Annotated in this window: 18 protein-coding genes; 12 read left to right on the forward strand and 6 right to left on the reverse strand. The window is 47.3% G+C overall.

The features are described from left to right. Positions 1-291: 291 nt before the first annotated feature. Positions 292-498 carry a cold shock domain-containing protein CspD gene (gene cspD, locus AC5YB3_RS21550; protein WP_006081937.1) on the reverse strand — a complete coding sequence of 69 codons (207 nt, stop codon included), beginning with the start codon at positions 496-498 and terminating at the stop codon, positions 292-294. A 194-nt stretch (positions 499-692) separates the two neighbouring features. On the opposite strand from cspD, the gene clpS reads away from it, so the two are divergent. Together clpS and clpA are read left to right on the forward strand one after the other, a co-directional pair. Then, positions 693-1,001 (forward strand): ATP-dependent Clp protease adapter ClpS, encoded by a 309-nt coding sequence (clpS, locus tag AC5YB3_RS21555; protein WP_006081936.1) that lies wholly within the window; start codon positions 693-695, stop codon positions 999-1,001. 43 nt (positions 1,002-1,044) lie between these two features. Further along, positions 1,045-3,312, forward strand: a complete 2,268-nt coding sequence (gene clpA / locus AC5YB3_RS21560) for an ATP-dependent Clp protease ATP-binding subunit ClpA (RefSeq protein ID WP_006081935.1) — start codon at positions 1,045-1,047, stop codon at positions 3,310-3,312. A 116-nt stretch (positions 3,313-3,428) separates the two neighbouring features. On the opposite strand, the gene infA is transcribed toward clpA, so the two are convergent. From infA to aat, 3 genes are all read right to left on the reverse strand, one after another. Continuing rightward, positions 3,429-3,647: a translation initiation factor IF-1 gene (infA, locus tag AC5YB3_RS21565; protein ID WP_006081934.1), complete on the reverse strand. Its 219-nt coding sequence runs from the start codon at positions 3,645-3,647 to the stop codon at positions 3,429-3,431. Between the two features lie 82 nt (positions 3,648-3,729). Then, entirely contained in the window at positions 3,730-4,440 is a 711-nt protein-coding gene (locus tag AC5YB3_RS21570) for an arginyltransferase (protein ID WP_347097390.1), read from the reverse strand. Beyond that, a complete protein-coding gene (gene aat / locus AC5YB3_RS21575; protein ID WP_071939370.1) occupies positions 4,427-5,140 on the reverse strand; it encodes a leucyl/phenylalanyl-tRNA--protein transferase in 714 nt (237 codons plus the stop codon). Before aat ends, AC5YB3_RS21570 begins: the two co-directional genes overlap by 14 nt. Positions 5,141-5,194: 54 nt before the next feature. Here aat and AC5YB3_RS21580 point away from each other — a divergent pair, with 54 nt between their 5' ends. Both AC5YB3_RS21580 and AC5YB3_RS21585 read left to right on the forward strand, forming a co-directional pair. Beyond that, entirely contained in the window at positions 5,195-5,665 is a 471-nt protein-coding gene (locus AC5YB3_RS21580) for an outer membrane lipoprotein (protein WP_006081931.1), read from the forward strand. A gap of 70 nt (positions 5,666-5,735) precedes the next feature. After that, complete coding sequence (locus AC5YB3_RS21585) at positions 5,736-6,488, forward strand: Nif3-like dinuclear metal center hexameric protein (protein ID WP_494526140.1); 753 nt, start codon at positions 5,736-5,738, stop codon at positions 6,486-6,488. A gap of 159 nt (positions 6,489-6,647) precedes the next feature. On the opposite strand, the gene AC5YB3_RS21590 is transcribed toward AC5YB3_RS21585, so the two are convergent. Together AC5YB3_RS21590 and metG are read right to left on the reverse strand one after the other, a co-directional pair. Continuing rightward, on the reverse strand, positions 6,648-7,604 hold the full coding sequence (locus AC5YB3_RS21590) for an AEC family transporter (RefSeq protein WP_494526141.1): 957 nt from the start codon (positions 7,602-7,604) through the stop codon (positions 6,648-6,650). Between the two features lie 297 nt (positions 7,605-7,901). Next, positions 7,902-9,971, reverse strand: coding sequence for a methionine--tRNA ligase (metG, locus tag AC5YB3_RS21595; RefSeq protein WP_494526142.1), 2,070 nt, complete (start codon positions 9,969-9,971; stop codon positions 7,902-7,904). 160 nt (positions 9,972-10,131) lie between these two features. Here metG and apbC point away from each other — a divergent pair, with 160 nt between their 5' ends. From apbC to AC5YB3_RS21635, 8 genes are read left to right on the forward strand one after another with little or no spacing between them, the layout of a single operon-like run. Continuing rightward, entirely contained in the window at positions 10,132-11,247 is a 1,116-nt protein-coding gene (apbC, locus tag AC5YB3_RS21600) for an iron-sulfur cluster carrier protein ApbC (protein ID WP_259528838.1), read from the forward strand. An 11-nt stretch (positions 11,248-11,258) separates the two neighbouring features. Then, positions 11,259-11,897, forward strand: coding sequence for a uridine kinase (gene udk, locus AC5YB3_RS21605; RefSeq protein ID WP_011846994.1), 639 nt, complete (start codon positions 11,259-11,261; stop codon positions 11,895-11,897). Between the two features lie 31 nt (positions 11,898-11,928). Continuing rightward, positions 11,929-12,510 carry a dCTP deaminase gene (gene dcd, locus AC5YB3_RS21610; RefSeq protein ID WP_006081925.1) on the forward strand — a complete coding sequence of 194 codons (582 nt, stop codon included), beginning with the start codon at positions 11,929-11,931 and terminating at the stop codon, positions 12,508-12,510. Between the two features lie 5 nt (positions 12,511-12,515). Continuing rightward, entirely contained in the window at positions 12,516-13,325 is an 810-nt protein-coding gene (pabC, locus tag AC5YB3_RS21615) for an aminodeoxychorismate lyase (RefSeq protein ID WP_494526143.1), read from the forward strand. Then, positions 13,322-14,359, forward strand: a complete 1,038-nt coding sequence (gene mltG, locus AC5YB3_RS21620) for an endolytic transglycosylase MltG (protein WP_494526144.1) — start codon at positions 13,322-13,324, stop codon at positions 14,357-14,359. The genes pabC and mltG overlap by 4 nt, the downstream gene beginning before the upstream one ends. Before the next feature lie 22 nt (positions 14,360-14,381). Continuing rightward, positions 14,382-15,008, forward strand: coding sequence for a dTMP kinase (gene tmk / locus AC5YB3_RS21625; RefSeq protein WP_494526145.1), 627 nt, complete (start codon positions 14,382-14,384; stop codon positions 15,006-15,008). Continuing rightward, a complete protein-coding gene (holB, locus tag AC5YB3_RS21630) occupies positions 15,002-15,958 on the forward strand; it encodes a DNA polymerase III subunit delta' (protein ID WP_494526146.1) in 957 nt (318 codons plus the stop codon). Before tmk ends, holB begins: the two co-directional genes overlap by 7 nt. A 6-nt stretch (positions 15,959-15,964) precedes the next feature. Then, entirely contained in the window at positions 15,965-16,291 is a 327-nt protein-coding gene (locus AC5YB3_RS21635; RefSeq protein WP_006081920.1) for a PilZ domain-containing protein, read from the forward strand. Positions 16,292-16,327 lie beyond the last annotated feature (36 nt).

Consider the following 16,327-nt stretch of genomic DNA (forward strand, 5'->3'; position numbering starts at 1 on the left):
GCGCGTCAGTGTGGGCCATCAAAGTTGATGTAAAGTTGTAAGTCATTAGACTGATTTTAAAAAGGGATCTGCATGGCAGATCCTTTTTTATGCCCTAAATTTACTGTCGAGACTGGTGATAAATTTTTTTGTGGGGATGCAATGGGTGAGCTGCGGCGATTGATCTTGAATTAAATTCATGCGTAATGCTGACAAGCGATGCAGCATTAAGTGGTGGGGATTGATAAAACACGCAGCAATAAAAAGGCAGGGACAAGTCCCTGCCTTTTAGATCATTGGCCTCACCAAACGTTATTTTGTTGGTGAAATGGCTGAAGCGTGCATCCCTTTTGGACCGGCTTCTACTTCAAATTGAACGGGTTGGCCTGCTTTTAGAGTTCGATAGCCTTCCATTTCAATGGTAGAATAGTGTGCAAAAACGTCCTCACCACCTTGATCAGGGCAAATAAACCCGAATCCTTTGGCGTTGTTGAACCATTTAACAGTTCCGCTTGCCATACTTCCACTTCCTTCTGTTGTCTACTTACCAGTAAGATAGTAAAACCTGTATAGACGGGTATTCGTTCACCGTCTGCACAACAGAATGTAAGGAGTAAAAGCGGAAGTCAAGCTAAAATTAACAAAGGGGTAACAACTGATTAATTTGAACGGATCAATTGGAAGAGGCCAACACGAGAGGCTAGTATTAAAAAATGGCAAAGATAGGAAATATTGAACACGTTGAAGAACGTGTCGAATCAGAGTTAATGCCGCCTTCGATGTATAAGGTGGTACTCAATAATGATGATTACACCCCAATGGATTTTGTGATTGAAGTTTTGCAGGTTTTCTTTCGCAAGAACGAGCAGGAAGCGACCGATATCATGTTGACGATCCATCACCAAGGAAAAGGTATTTGCGGTATTTTCCCGTTTGGGATTGCAGAAACTAAGGTGATACAAGTAAATCAATTTGCAAGACAAAACCAACATCCGTTACTGTGTTCGTTAGAGAAAGCATAAAACCGCTTTACTCTGTAGTCTGTTGTTAATTTTGGGGGTGCTTATGCTGAACAAAGACCTGGAAGTCACCTTAAATCTGGCGTTTCAGCAAGCCAGAGACGCGCGTCACGAGTATATGACAGTGGAACATCTGTTATTAGCTCTGATCGACAATCCTGCGGCTCAAGAAGCGTTAATCGCCTGTGGAGCGAATCTAGATAAACTCAGAGATGAAGTGGCAAGCTTTATCCAACAAACAACCCCAATCATTGCCGATATTGATGATGACAAAGAAACTCAGCCGACGCTGGGGTTCCAACGAGTGCTGCAACGTGCAGTATTCCATGTGCAGTCATCGGGTCGCAATGAAGTGAACGGCGCTAACGTGTTAGTTGCCATTTTCAGTGAGCAAGAATCCCAAGCCGTGTATTTACTGCGCCGCTGCGATATTAGTCGCCTAGACGTTGTGAATTTTATTTCCCATGGTTTCGCCAAAAATGATGATGCTGAGTCACATCAAGATCAAGAACGGGTTGAAGATCAGGGCGAAAGTAGCGAAGAGCGCAGCATGTTGTCGCAATTTGCGTCCAACTTAAATCAACTTGCTAAGCAAGGGATCATCGACCCACTGATTGGTCGTGATCAAGAAATTGAGCGCGCGATTCAAACCCTGTGCCGTCGCCGTAAAAATAATCCACTGTTAGTGGGTGAGGCGGGCGTAGGTAAAACGGCGATTGCCGAAGGGCTGGCGTATCGCATCGTCAATAAACAAGTGCCCGATGTGATGCTTGAAGCGACAGTGTATTCCTTGGATTTAGGTTCACTGCTGGCGGGAACTAAGTATCGCGGCGACTTTGAAAAGCGCTTTAAGAACCTGTTGAAAGAACTGGCTGCCGATAAGCATGCCATTCTATTCATCGATGAGATCCACACCATTATCGGTGCGGGCGCGGCCTCTGGCGGCGTAATGGATGCCTCTAATCTGCTGAAACCTTTACTATCTAGCGGCAACTTGCGCTGCATGGGCTCGACAACTTTCCAAGAATATCAAAGTATTTTTGAGAAAGACCGCGCACTTGCACGTCGTTTCCAAAAGGTGGATATCAATGAGCCTTCAGTGGAAGAAACCACTAAGATTTTGATGGGGCTTAAGTCTAAATACGAAGAATATCATGGAGTTCGTTATACACAGGCTGCGATCAGCAGCGCTGCGGTATTGTCGGCCAAGCACATCAATGACAGACATTTACCCGATAAAGCCATCGATGTGATCGATGAAGCGGGTGCGCGTATGGTGATGTTGCCTATGAGCAAACGTAAAAAGACCATAGGCCAAGCTGAGATTGAGTCGATAGTGGCGAAAATGGCGCGTATCCCTGAGAAGTCGGTGTCCGCCACTGATAAGGACTTACTGCGTAATCTTGAGCGTAACCTTAAGATGGTGGTCTTTGGCCAAGACAAGGCCATTGAGAGTCTGAGTTCGGCCATTCGTTTATCACGCAGTGGCTTAGGCACAGACAGGAAACCTGTGGGGAGCTTCTTATTCGCGGGTCCCACCGGTGTGGGTAAAACCGAAGTCACTAACCAACTGGCCAACTGTTTAGGGATGAAACTGGTGCGCTTTGATATGTCTGAGTACATGGAAAGCCATACAGTGTCACGCTTGATTGGTGCGCCTCCTGGATATGTGGGTTATGACCAAGGTGGCTTGCTCACCGATGCTGTGATTAAAAATCCGCACTGTGTGGTGCTATTGGATGAAATCGAGAAGGCCCACCGCGATGTCTATAACTTGCTGTTGCAGGTGATGGATCACGGTACTTTGACCGACAATAATGGTCGTAAGGCTGACTTCAGACACGTGACTTTGGTGATGACAACGAACGCGGGTGTTCAGGAGACTATTCGTAAGTCGATTGGCTTTACCCAACAAGATCACACCCAAGATGCGTTATCTGAAATTAATCGGGTATTTTCGCCAGAATTTCGAAATCGTCTCGATTCCATCATTTGGTTCAACCATTTGGATATGACGATTATCGCCAAAGTGGTCGATAAATTCTTGGTGGAATTGCAGGCTCAATTGGATGCAAAACACGTTACTTTGGAAGTCAGCGACGAAGCCAGAACCTTGTTGGCCGAGAAAGGCTACGACAAGAACATGGGCGCGCGTCCAATGGCTCGAGTCGTGACCGAATTGATCAAACGTCCATTGGCAGACGAGATCTTATTTGGTGTCTTAGAGTCAGGCGGTGTGGCGCATGTGGATGTGAAGGAGGGCGAGCTTGTCATTCGTACCGAACGTCACGAAAAAGCGACAACAAAAGCTTAACGCTTGATTATCCATTAGTTTTAGACATAAAAATGGCTGCAATTGCAGCCATTTTTTTCATCTTTCGCAAACAAAAAAACCCGGCCTTGCCGGGTTTTTAAATCTAAGAGGCTATATCAGCGTGCGCGGAAGACAATGCGACCTTTGGTCAGATCATAAGGAGTCAGCTGGACGGTAACTTTATCGCCAGTAAGGATCCTGATGTAGTTTTTGCGCATTTTGCCTGAAATGTGGGCTATCACCACATGACCATTTTCAAGCTCTACACGAAACATTGTGTTTGGCAAGGTTTCAAGGATAGTGCCTTGCATTTCAATGTTGTCTTCTTTCGCCATTAATTAATTATCCCATTAGCCTTCGAATATAAAAAACGGGCGTATCATGCCCCAAATTCACCCTGCTGTAAAGGGGAAGTACTTAGCAAACTTGGGAATACTCCCAGCCCGTCGGTGTGAGAATTTGATATGGGCGATATAAACGCTTGTAGGACATCTTACGGTTTTCATCTATTTGATATCCGAGATAAACAAATTCTTTGTCCATGAGTTTTGCCAATCGGCACTGAATTAAAATTAACAGAGCGCCGAGGGAACGCTGTTCTTCGTCGGGGTCAAAATAGCTGTAAATCGCCGACAGACTATTGGGTAAGGTATCTGTGACCGCTACGGCTAATAATTTATCGCCGTTATAGACTTCGATAAACGTCGGCGGCAACCAATGGCAAAAAAGAAAGTGATGATATTGATCTTCACTCGGGGGGAACATAGGGCCATCAAAATGCCGCTCACGAATGTAATGTTCATACAGGGCATACTGTTCGGCGGTTTGTTCCGATGTAATTCGCCAGGTCAGATCTTGGTTTTTTGCTAAAGTCCGTTTTTGACGTTTCGATGGCACAAATTCATGCGCTGGCACACGAATAGGCTGGCACGCGCTGCACCTTGGGCAACGGGGTTTATAGATGGAGCCGCCACTGCGGCGAAAACCCACCGCGAGTAAACGCTCAAATAAAATGGGATCGAGCGTATCTTCTTGGATGACTAGTAGCTGCTCCTGCTGGCCATCGAGGTAGCTGCAGGGAAATATTTGACTGATACCGATAGCGATCGATGCTTTACTCGAGTTCAAGGATGACCTCTTTAGTGGTCCAAGTCGTTGGGTCCACGGGATTGTTTCTCAGTTCGCTCAGTAACGTTATAAAATCAATGCGTTTAATGGCTTTGGCTCCCAAACTTTCTAGGTGAGGATTCATCACTTGTGCATCGATGAGTTTGAATCCCATTTTGAGTAAATGCTGTTGCAGCGCTGCAACGGCGGCCTTGGACGCATTAGTTTTACGGTGAAACATGGATTCGCCGCAAAACACTTGGCCGATTGCTAAGCCGTAAAGCCCACCAATTAAACGTTCGCCTTCCCAGACTTCAATGGAATGGGCGTGACCTGTGTGATGCAGTTCGCGATAGGCCATTTGAATTTCTTGAGTAATCCAAGTGCCGCTCTGTTTTTCTCTTGGCTGCGCGCATCCCGCCATTACATCGGTGAAAGCGTGATTGATTGTGATCCGCCAAGGTTGTTTTTTTAAGTATTTCCGCAAACTTGTGCTGATGTGGACTTCACCGGGAATAAACACGGCGCGGGGATCGGGCGACCACCACAAAATAGGATCATCTGAGTTAAACCAAGGAAAAATACCGTTGTAGTAAGCCGAGAGTAAGCGTTCAGGACGTAAGTCGCCGCCGATAGCCAATAACCCATTAGGATCGGTTAAGGCGAGTTCGGGCGAAGGAAAAGCTTCAAATTCGTGATTCAGAAAAGACAGTGACTTCACAATTGAGTATGATTTAGTTATAGACCTTATTATTAAGTTAGCGGAAATTCAGATATGTGGAAACCTACTCTAGCAAGCTTTATGTTTATTTTTGCGTTTATCCTCAGCCCCGCGAGTGCGGGTTATGACCGTAATCAAGCCGTGCCTGTCGAGAAAGTGCTCTATGGCGATATCACTTCGGTACGTAATATCACTGAAACCCAGCTGATTGAAGACCGTAATCGAGGTTGGAAAACCTTTGGTGGCGCCTTAGCGGGTGGGGTGATTGGCAATCAGTTTGGTGGCGGTTCTGGCCGTGATGTGGCGACCATTTTAGGTGCCTTGATTGGTGGCGGTATCGGCAATCGTTATGGCAGTGGCACGAGCGTGCAGTCATTGAAGCTGGTGGAATTGATGATCAATCAAGAAGATGGCACCCAAGTTATGGTGATCCAAGACTATGATGCTGGCATGGTATTCAATGCGGGTGACAGAGTACGTGTCGTCTATCTGCAAGGTGGTGTGCGTGTTGATGTCGCGATGTAAGCGACTGTCTTATCTTGAATAAGTCGTCATCTTCAGTAAATGATCATCTCGGGTAAAGGACGGTAAAGCAATGACACGGACAGAATTAACCCAATATTTAGCCGATTTTTTACATGTATCGGCGTTTAAAGATTACGCGCCCAATGGGCTGCAGGTAGAAGGCAAGGATGAAATCTGCACCATAGTGACGGGCGTGACTGCGTGTCAGGCTTTGATCGATGAAGCTATTCGATTAAACGCCGATGCGATTTTGGTTCATCACGGCTTTTTTTGGAAGAATGAGCCTGAAGTGATCACTGGCATGAAACAACGGCGGATTAAGGCACTGCTCAAGCATGATATTAATTTATTTGGCTATCATTTGCCCTTAGATGCCCACCCAATGCTCGGTAATAACGCGACCTTAGGCAGGAAACTTGGGATCGTCGACGCAGAAGCCATCGAAGAGGTGGCTCAGGGGCTGCTGTGGCGTGGAAAACTTGATCTTGCAGTTAGTGCTAGCGAATTTTCTCACACCCTTGAGGATGCGTTAGGCAGAGCCCCACTGCATATAGGTGATGGCGATGACAAGATCCAACATTTAGCTTGGTGTACTGGCGGCGCGCAGGACTATATCGATGTTGCGGCGAGTTTAGGTGTGGATGCGTTTATCAGTGGTGAAGTGTCCGAACGCACTTTCCACAGTGCGGTGGAGCAGGGCATACATTATTTTGCGGCGGGGCACCATGCGACTGAACGTTTCGGTATTCAAGCCTTAGGCCGTCATCTCGCCCGCGAGTTTGATTTAGTGCATCATTTTGTAGATATCACCAATCCGGTCTAATCCATTAATTAAGCGGCTTATGGTGACTATCTAACCGTTTTATCCCTAATCGAAAGGCGAGCATGGCTCGCCTTTTTTACTGTGAGTTATGGTGACTTATCAGCACTCAAACTTGTTCCTCTAGCGTTTGAGCAATTAGCTCTTAGCCTTTAGCTGTAGCTAGATCAGCCCCAAAGTGGACAATACAAAGATGCCTAAGGTGCACGTGATTAACGAGCAGACTGTGGTCAGCGCGATAATATTGGCCGCAAGGGGGGCATTGCCACCCATAGCGCGTGCCATCACATAGCTTGCGGCTGCGGTGGGAGCAGAACTCATTAAAAAGACCAGCGCTAACTCAATCCCTCGATAGCCCAACAGCAAGGCCCCAATCGTGATAAAAAGCGGGGCAAAGATCAGTTTCAATGCGGTCGAGAACCAAGTTGAATGCTTTTCATGTTTGAGTGAACCAATATCGAGCGAACCGCCAGTGCACAGTAACGCTAGTGGCAGGGTCATATTGGCAAAATATTGGCCCGCATCGAGCACCATTTTCGGTATTGGAATTGCAAGTAAATAGAACAACATACCGACCATAATGGCAATGATCAGCGGGTTTTTGGTAATGGTTTTAATAATCACGCCAAATGCGCGTTGGCTGGATTCTTCGCCTTTAGGGCTTAGGCAAATAACCGCTTGAATATTGTAGAGCAGCGTCATCGAGGCGACATAAACCGCAGCTAAAGCAACACCAGAACTGCCGTAGGCGTTGGAAACATAAGCTAAGCCGATAATCGCGGTATTAGCCCTGAATCCCCCTTGAATGATCACGCCTTGGTCTTTGTGCTTGGGAAATAGCCGCCCAGTTGCATAGGTGGAGAGTATAAAAAACAGGAAATTGGCCGCTAAACCATAGCCAATTAAGGGCGCACTGGAGGCGAGATCGTGATTGGAGCTAATAATGCTAAGGAACAGCAAGGCTGGCAGCGTCACGTTAAAGACTAATTTTGATGCGACATCAATAAAGTTTTCATTGATGATTTGGGTGCGTTTTAGGATCACACCGAGCGCTAACATCAAACAGATTGGACCCGTAATCGAGGAAGAAAACAGCAACTGCTCAACGATATTTTCCATAATTACTCCTCGAATGATTCACTGAACACTGCGTCGATTTTAGACCTGTCACAGATATGAATATCACACTCCTTGTCGATAGAAATACGAGCATTAACTCGTTTTCTGAAACCTGTCACTTAAACCTGTCAGTTAAACTAGTCGCTTAAACCTGTTTGCTAAACCTAGTGGCGTAAACTCAGTCTTTTAAAAGACAAAGTGACACTAGGCACCACGAATTGGCTAACAGTCAAAACCAACAAATAAGGCCACATAAAATGCGGCCTTATTGATTTTTTGAGCGTTATCTAGCGCAGATTACTTAACACGCATGCCAGGCTGTGCGCCTTCATGGGGTTCTAAAATCCACAGGTCGCTGCCACCAGGGCCTGCGGCTAACACCATGCCTTCTGACATGCCAAAACGCATCTTACGTGGCGCTAAGTTAGCCACCATAACAGTCAACTTGCCTTCGAGATCTTCTGGCGAATAGGCCGATTTGATCCCAGCAAACACTTGGCGCGTTTCACCACCGATGTCGAGTTGTAACTTGAGTAACTTGTCAGCGTCAGCAACATGCTCTGCTTTGACGATGCGAGCGATACGCAGGTCGATTTTCGCAAAATCATCAAAGTTGATGGTCTCACTGATCGGATCGTCAACCAGCGGTTCACTGCTTACCGATGAAGCTTTAGCGGTTTTTTCAGGCGCTGCCGTCTTTGGTGCATCGGCCGTGACTTGCAGGTTATCCTTGGAATCAGCAACCATAGCGTTAACTTTATCTAGCTCAACACGTTGCATCATTGCCTTGAATGGGGCGATTTCATGACCCGCTAAATCTTGGCTCAATGCATTCCAAGTGAGTGGCAATTGGAAGAAGGCTTCTACATCTTGGGCTAAACGTGGCAATACAGGTTTTAGATACGTCACGAGAATACGGAACAGATTCAAGGCGTTTGAACACACTTGATGGGCTGCTTCCTGTTGATCGTCATGTTTCACCATTTGCCAAGGTGCAGCATCAGCCACAAACCCGTTGGCAATATCCGCCAGCGCCATGATTTCGCGCATCGCTTTGCCGTATTCGCGCGACTCGTAAAAATCGGCAATCACGTCTTGCTTGGCTAAAAACGCTTCGGTCAGGGTAGTGTCGTTAATTTTCGCTAGCTTGCCATCGAAGCGTTTAGTGATAAAACCTGCTGTGCGCGAGGCTAAGTTCACTAGTTTACCGACTAAATCTGAGTTCACGCGCTGGGCGAAATCTTCCAGATTTAAATCTAAATCGTCGATACGGCTGCTGAGTTTAGCGGCGTAGTAGTAACGTAAATATTCAGGATCTAAATGATCTAAATAGGTACGCGCCTTAATGAACGTGCCTTTCGATTTTGACATCTTCGCGCCATTGACCGTCACATAACCGTGGGCATAGACGCTGTTTGGCTGACGATAACCTGAGCCGTGCAGCATGGCTGGCCAGAAGAGGCTATGGAAGTAAACGATGTCTTTACCGATGAAGTGATAAACCTCAGCAGTAGAATCTTTACCCCAGAATTCATCGAAGCTCAGCTCAGGACGTTTTGCACACAGGTTTTTGAATGAACCCATGTAGCCGATAGGCGCATCTAACCACACGTAGAAATACTTGCCCGGTGCATCGGGAATTTCGAAACCAAAATACGGTGCATCACGGGTGATGTCCCATTGCTGCAGACCTTGCTCAAACCATTCATCGAGTTTATTGGCCATTTCGACTTGCAGAGCGCCAGAGCGAGTCCACTCTTTTAGCATGCCTTCGAAGGCGGGCAGGTCGAAGAAAAAGTGCTCAGTGTCTTTCATCACTGGCGTTGCACCCGATACCGCTGATTTTGGATTGATCAGTTCAGTTGGGCTGTAAGTCGCGCCGCAAGAATCACAGTTATCGCCATATTGATCAGGTGACTTACACTTAGGGCAAGTGCCTTTTACGAAGCGGTCGGGTAGGAACATGGATTTTTCAGGATCGAATAACTGAGAAATGCTCTTGCTCTTGATGTAGCCGTTGTCCCGTAGCTTGAGATAAATATCGCTCGCCATGAGACGGTTTTCTTCGCTGTGGGTGCTGTGATAGTTATCGAAGGCGACATTAAAATCGGCAAAATCCTGCTGATGTTCTTTGTTCACTTGGGCGATCATATCTTCAGGCGCTATGCCTAATTGCTGGGCTTTAAGCATGATCGGCGTGCCATGGGCGTCATCGGCACAAATATAGTGGCACTCATGTCCACGAAGTTTTTGATAACGCGACCAGATATCTGTCTGGATGTATTCCAACATGTGACCTAAATGTATCGGTCCGTTTGCGTAGGGAAGTGCGCTGGTCACGAGAATTTTACGTTGTGAAGTTGCCATCTTGTCTCAAATATCGTGGTGGGCCAAAAATATTGGTAGAGATACTAACCGATTACAGGATGATTTTCATCAAAAGCTGAGCCGATTGAGCTAAATCTGCGCTAATGTTTTCTGCATTATCTGGTACACTTGGGCAAATTTATTGGTGGGGGTAATTCTTTTGTCTTCAACTCAAACTGATTATCGTCTAAATGACGATCTTCTCGGGCCAGTTCTGGCTATTCTCGATTCATTTGTTGACCCGTATCTCGCGAAAGGGTTAGTGAGCGCAGGATGCGTAAATAAACTGGCGTTGGAAGGTAAGCGTTTGCAGCTTGGCTTAGTCTATCCATACCCTTGCATGACCCAGTATCGCGACACTGTGATGGCGTTGACCAACAAGTTGGCCGTGCTCGATGCTATCGATGAAGTCGAGTGTGAAATCGATTTTCAACCTAAAGCCTATTCAGCGTTATCTTCTATCGCACCTATTGCCAATGTGAAGCAAGTGATTGCCGTTGCCTCAGGTAAGGGCGGTGTGGGTAAATCAACCACAGCGGTGAACTTAGCCTTGGCCTTAGCGGCTGAAGGCGCGCAGGTGGGTATTCTCGATGCGGATATTTACGGCCCGTCAGTGCCTATGATGCTAGGTATTCCTAATTTCAGACCGCTTTCCCCCGATGGCAAACATATGACCGCCGCCAGTGCCCATGGCATTGCCGCGCAATCGATTGGGTTTATGCTCAGCAGTGATGAAGCCGCCGTGTGGCGTGGCCCAATGGCAGCGGGCGCCTTAGCGCAACTGCTCAATGAAACCCAATGGCCAGAGCTGGATTATTTAGTCGTCGATATGCCGCCGGGTACGGGTGATATTCAATTAACCCTGTCGCAAAAAGTGCCGGTGAGTGGTGCTGTTATCGTCACTACGCCGCAGGATATCGCGCTGGCCGATGCCAAGAAGGGCATCAATATGTTCCAGAAAGTGAACATTCCTGTGTTGGGTATCGTCGAGAACATGAGTTTCCATTTATGTCCCGAGTGTGGCCATAAAGAACATCCATTTGGAACACACGGTGGCAGTAAAATCGCCGAGCGTTATCAAGTTCCACTGTTAGGCGCCTTACCGCTGCACATTAATATCCGTGAAGCCATGGATAACGGTGCGCCGACGGTCGTTGCCGATCCAGACAGTGAAGTAGCCGCACTTTATCGGGAAATTGCCCGTAAAGTGGGCGCAGAATTGGCTTTAAAGCAAAGCCAGAAAACAGTTTCTATTAGTGTTTCAGATGACGAGTAAGGTTTAAGGGTATGAATTCTCAGCAGTGTGTCATTATTGCAATTGCTGGCGCGTCAGCATCGGGCAAAAGTTTAATTGCCAAAACGATTTTTGACGAATTACGCCGCGATTTAGGCACAGATCAAATTGGGGTAATTAATGAAGACGCGTACTATCGCGATCAGAGTCATTTATCCATGGATGAACGGGTATTAACGAATTACGATCATCCTAAAGCGTTGGACCATCAACTGTTGTGCACCCATTTACAGTTGCTTAAGTCTGGCGAAGCTGTTGATATCCCTTGTTATAGCTACACAGAGCACACTCGTACAGCAGAAACTCTGACGATGACACCGAAAAAGGTGATCATTTTAGAAGGTATCTTACTGCTGACCGATCCTAAGTTACGTGCGTTGATGGACGCGAGTGTGTTTATGGACACGCCGCTGGACATTTGTTTCCTACGTCGCCTAACCCGTGATGTGGCAGAACGCGGCCGTACGATGGAATCTGTGATTTCTCAGTACAAGAAAACCGTGCGTCCTATGTTCTTACAGTTTATCGAACCGTCGAAACAATACGCCGATATTATCGTTCCCCGTGGCGGTAAGAATCGTATTGCGACCGATATTTTAAAAACTCGTATCCAACATTTACTGGCAAAATAACGGCATATAAACTCAAGGAGTAATAGGCAAGATGCGCTTAACCGATATCGAAATTGAACAGGCCCTTGATAACGGCACTATCGTAATAGAACCTCGCCCAGGCATAGAAGCTATTTCAGGCGTCAGTGTTGATGTGCGCTTAGGTGGACAGTTTCGCGTCTTTAAAGATCATACTGCGCCTTATATCGACTTGAGTGGTCCAAGCGTCGAGATGCAAGCTGCGCTTGATCGGGTGATGAGTGAGATTATCGAAATCCCTGATGGCGAAGCGTTTTTCTTGCATCCTGGTGAATTGGCCTTGGCGGTGACTTACGAGAGCGTGACGCTGCCCGCCGATATCGTCGGTTGGCTCGATGGTCGTTCATCATTGGCGCGTTTAGGCCTGATGGTGCACGTGACTGCGCACCGTATCGATCCGGGTTGGCAGGGTAAAATCGTGCTCGAGTTCTATAACAGCGGCAAGTTACCTTTGGCCCTGCGTCCACGTATGACCATAGGCGCGCTTAACTTTGAACGCCTCAATCATGCGGTAGCACGTCCTTATAACACCCGTAAAAGTGCTAAATACAAAGATCAGCAAGAAGCGGTTGCCAGCCGTATCAGTCAGGACTAACACAAGTGTTTTGGGTGAATGGCGCATCGCAGGCGAGTGTCGACCCTTCCGATCGAGGGCTTGCCTACGGTGATGGCCTGTTTGCGACTATGCGAACAGGCGCTGAGGGGATTTTGTTTTTCAACGCCCATCAAGCTCGTTTAACCGCAGGCGCCGCAAGGCTTGGGTTTCAATGGCAAATGAGTGAAGCACTGCAACAGAAGTTTCATGCCTTAGCCATTGAATATCCACATCATTGCATTAAGTTAATCGTTACCCGTGGTGTCGGTGGCCGTGGTTACACACCACCAGAAACGGTTAATCCTACCGAAATCGTCTCAGTTCATACGATCCCAAGCCATTATGCAAAGTGGCAGCAAGCGGGCATTTGCCTTAAAACCTCATCGATACGATTGGGTTTGCAGCCCTTGTTGGCTGGGATGAAGCATTTAAATCGACTCGAACAAGTCTTAATAAAATCCCACCCTTTACCACAGGGGTTTGATGACTGGTTAGTTAACGATATCGAAGACAATGTGATTGAATCTTCGATGGCGAATGTGTTTTTTATCAAAGGCAATCGCGTTATAACCCCTTCATTAGCACAGTGCGGCGTGGCGGGTGTGATGCGTGAACAGGTTATGATAGCCTTGCTTGAACAGAACATGAATATCGAATGTTTGCCCGTTGGCGCCGAGCGTTTAATTGAATTTGACTCAGCGTTTATCACTAACAGCGTTTTAGGAATTGTGGATGTGCTGGCGATAGACTCGCGCAAGTTCAGCCGTGCTCCGATTACCGCGCAACTTAGACAGACACTTTCACTCACCCTATGAAAAAACTCATTCTTATCGCCAGTTCAACCCTGTTGACCTTGCTGACATTAGTCTGTTTGGGCGCCTTTTGGGGCTATCAAACTGTTATCGAATACAGTCAAACGCCGCTGAGTCTCAGCGAGCCTAAAGAGCTGACCGTTGAACGCGGTACCAGCGTCAACCAGCTTGCACAGCAACTTGCCGACGATGGCGTGATTCAAGACACGTGGAAACTCAAGTGGCTACTTAAGTTCCGCCCTGAGCTTGCTAAGATCCGCTCGGGTCTTTACGAAATTTCACCTTCACAAACCATTACCGATTTGCTGAATGATTTGATTGCCGGAAAAGTGAAAACCTTCAGTTTGACCTTAGTTGAAGGAAAAACCATCGTTGAATGGGAACAACAACTTGCCAGTGCGCCGCATTTACAGATGTCACCAGAGGTGTTTGCCGCCGTGTTGATGGCGCAGGGCGATGACTCAGGTTTGCCAGAGGGTAAATTCTTCCCCGACACTTATCATTATACCGCCGAGGCGGATGTTAAAGTCCTGCTGACTCAAAGCTATAAGATGATGGAGCAAGAGCTTGCCAAAGCGTGGGCAGAACGGGCGCCGAATTTGCCGTTAAAATCCCCCTATGAAATGCTGATCTTGGCATCGATAGTTGAGAAGGAAACCGGCCAAGCCCATGAGCGCGACCAAATTGCCGGAGTATTCGTTAATCGTCTTAATCAAGGCATGCGTCTGCAAACCGACCCGACGGTTATTTATGGCATGGGCGAACGCTATAAGGGCAATATCACCCGTAAAGATTTAGTCGAAGAGACACCTTTTAACACTTACCGTATTTTTGGATTACCGCCAACGCCGATTGCAGCACCGAGTAAAGCCTCACTGATGGCCGTGTCTAAACCTGCTAGTGTGAGTTATCTCTATTTCGTGTCACGCAACGATGGTACCCATGTGTTTTCAAGCACACTTGAAGCACACAACCAAGCTGTAGATGTGTATCAGCGTAAGAAAAAAACGGCGACGCCAGAAAAATCACCAAAGTAAAAATGCAGAGAAAGAAAATCCAATGTCAGTTTTTGCAAAATTTATCGTTATTGAAGGTTTAGAAGGCGCGGGTAAGTCGAGTGCGATTAACCTTATTCGCGACTTTATTGAAAAACATACGGGTAAAGCGCCGATCTGCACCCGCGAGCCGGGTGGCACGCCACTGGCCGAACGTATCCGTGACTTAGTCAAAATTGCCGATGCGACCGATCCCCTGTGTGACGAGGCCGAGTGTTTACTCATCTATGCCGCCAGAGCCCAGTTGGTTGCCAATGTCATTAAGCCCGCGCTTGCGCAGAGTCAATGGGTATTGGGTGACAGACACAATTTATCGTCATTGGCCTATCAAGGTGGTGGCAGGGGCTTAATGCCGTTAGTGGAGGCGGTTAGCACTGCCACCCTTAAAGGCTTTAAACCCGATCTCACCTTGTACTTAGATTTAGATCCTAAGCTTGGGCTAACCCGCGCGGCTAAACGCGGTGAGCTTGATAGAATTGAGCAACAAGCGATTGATTTCTTTGAACGGGCTCGCGCGACTTACCTTAAACTTGCCAGCGAAGATGACAGCATAGTGGTTATCGATGCGAGTCAAACCATGGCCGAAGTGCATAAAGATATCTTAGCCGTACTACAGGCGATGGCATGGTAGTTGAGTCTGGGTTTACGGCTGCGCAATTGCCTTGGCTCGAAGGGCCAAGGCAGGCATTTTTAGCGCAACTCACGCGGCAAAAAATGCCCCATGCGCAGCTTGTCGGCATTGATTCTGCCTATGGTGGTGAGCTGCTGAGTGTGTTTATGGCGCGCGCGGCCATGTGTTTGCAGCCAACGCCTGTGGGGGCCTGCGGTTTTTGTAAGTCTTGTCAGCTCTTTGATGCGGGCAATCATCCCGATTTTTACCATATTGCCGCCGATGGCAATCAAATTAAAGTCGATCAAATTCGTGAGCTTTGCACGCGTCTTACGGCGACAGCCCAGCAAAGCGGTATGCGGGTGGCGATTATTCATCATAGCGAGCGGCTTAACTCCGCTGCCGCCAACGCTCTCCTTAAAACCCTTGAAGAGCCGGGTAAAGACACTTTACTGATATTGCAGTCGAATACGCCTGCACGTCTGATGGCGACGGTCAGCAGCCGCTGTCAGCGCATTCCCTTCGTTGTGCCAAGCCGAGAGATCATCAAAAACTGGTTAGCGCAGCAATGTGATATCCAAGAAGATGTCACTTGGTGCTTGAGTGTGGTGGGTGGACCGCTAAAGTTGGCAGAGAGTTTGCAGTCTGAAGGTAGTCAACAGAGCCGTTATCAATCCTTGCTACAGTTTCGCAAAGATTGGGCCCAAAGTTTGTCGTCTGGTCATCTGTGTGCTAGTTTGTTAACTATAAGTGAACAACAAATAATTGATGTTCTTAAGGTTTTATACCTGCTTATACGACAGGTGTTACTGAAAAATAGCCACCAAGATGCGTTTATCCATGCGCAGCTCGGGAACTTGGCGGCCAAGATCATGGGAATGTGTCATAGCTTAAGTACAATGCCGAGCGTCAATTATCTGGCCTTGTGTCAAAGTTATGTCTTAGAATATAGAGAGATAACAAATAAGTAATATGCCATGGTAGATCTCGTCGTTAATTTTGATACCTTACATCAGCTATATCGTGCCTATATGCCTTTTATTAAGCCGGCAGGATTATTCATAGCCACCAGTGAAGGGCATTACCTTGGCCAGCCGCTGACGATTGCGTATCGCTTACCGGGCGCGACCATAACGAATGAATTTCGCGGTGTCGTGGTATGGATCAATCCCTTAGGTGCTTCGGGCGGCCGTCCTGTAGGCATTGGCATTAAAATTGTTTCTGAGCCCGATAGCCATAAACACCACATCGAAAAATTACTGTCCCGCGAACTGGCCTCCGGCGATCTAACCTGCACTATGTAGGTTGGCCCGCATTATTGCTCTGGTTTGAAGGTTACT

Source organism: Shewanella sp. 1311 (genome assembly GCF_059338235.1).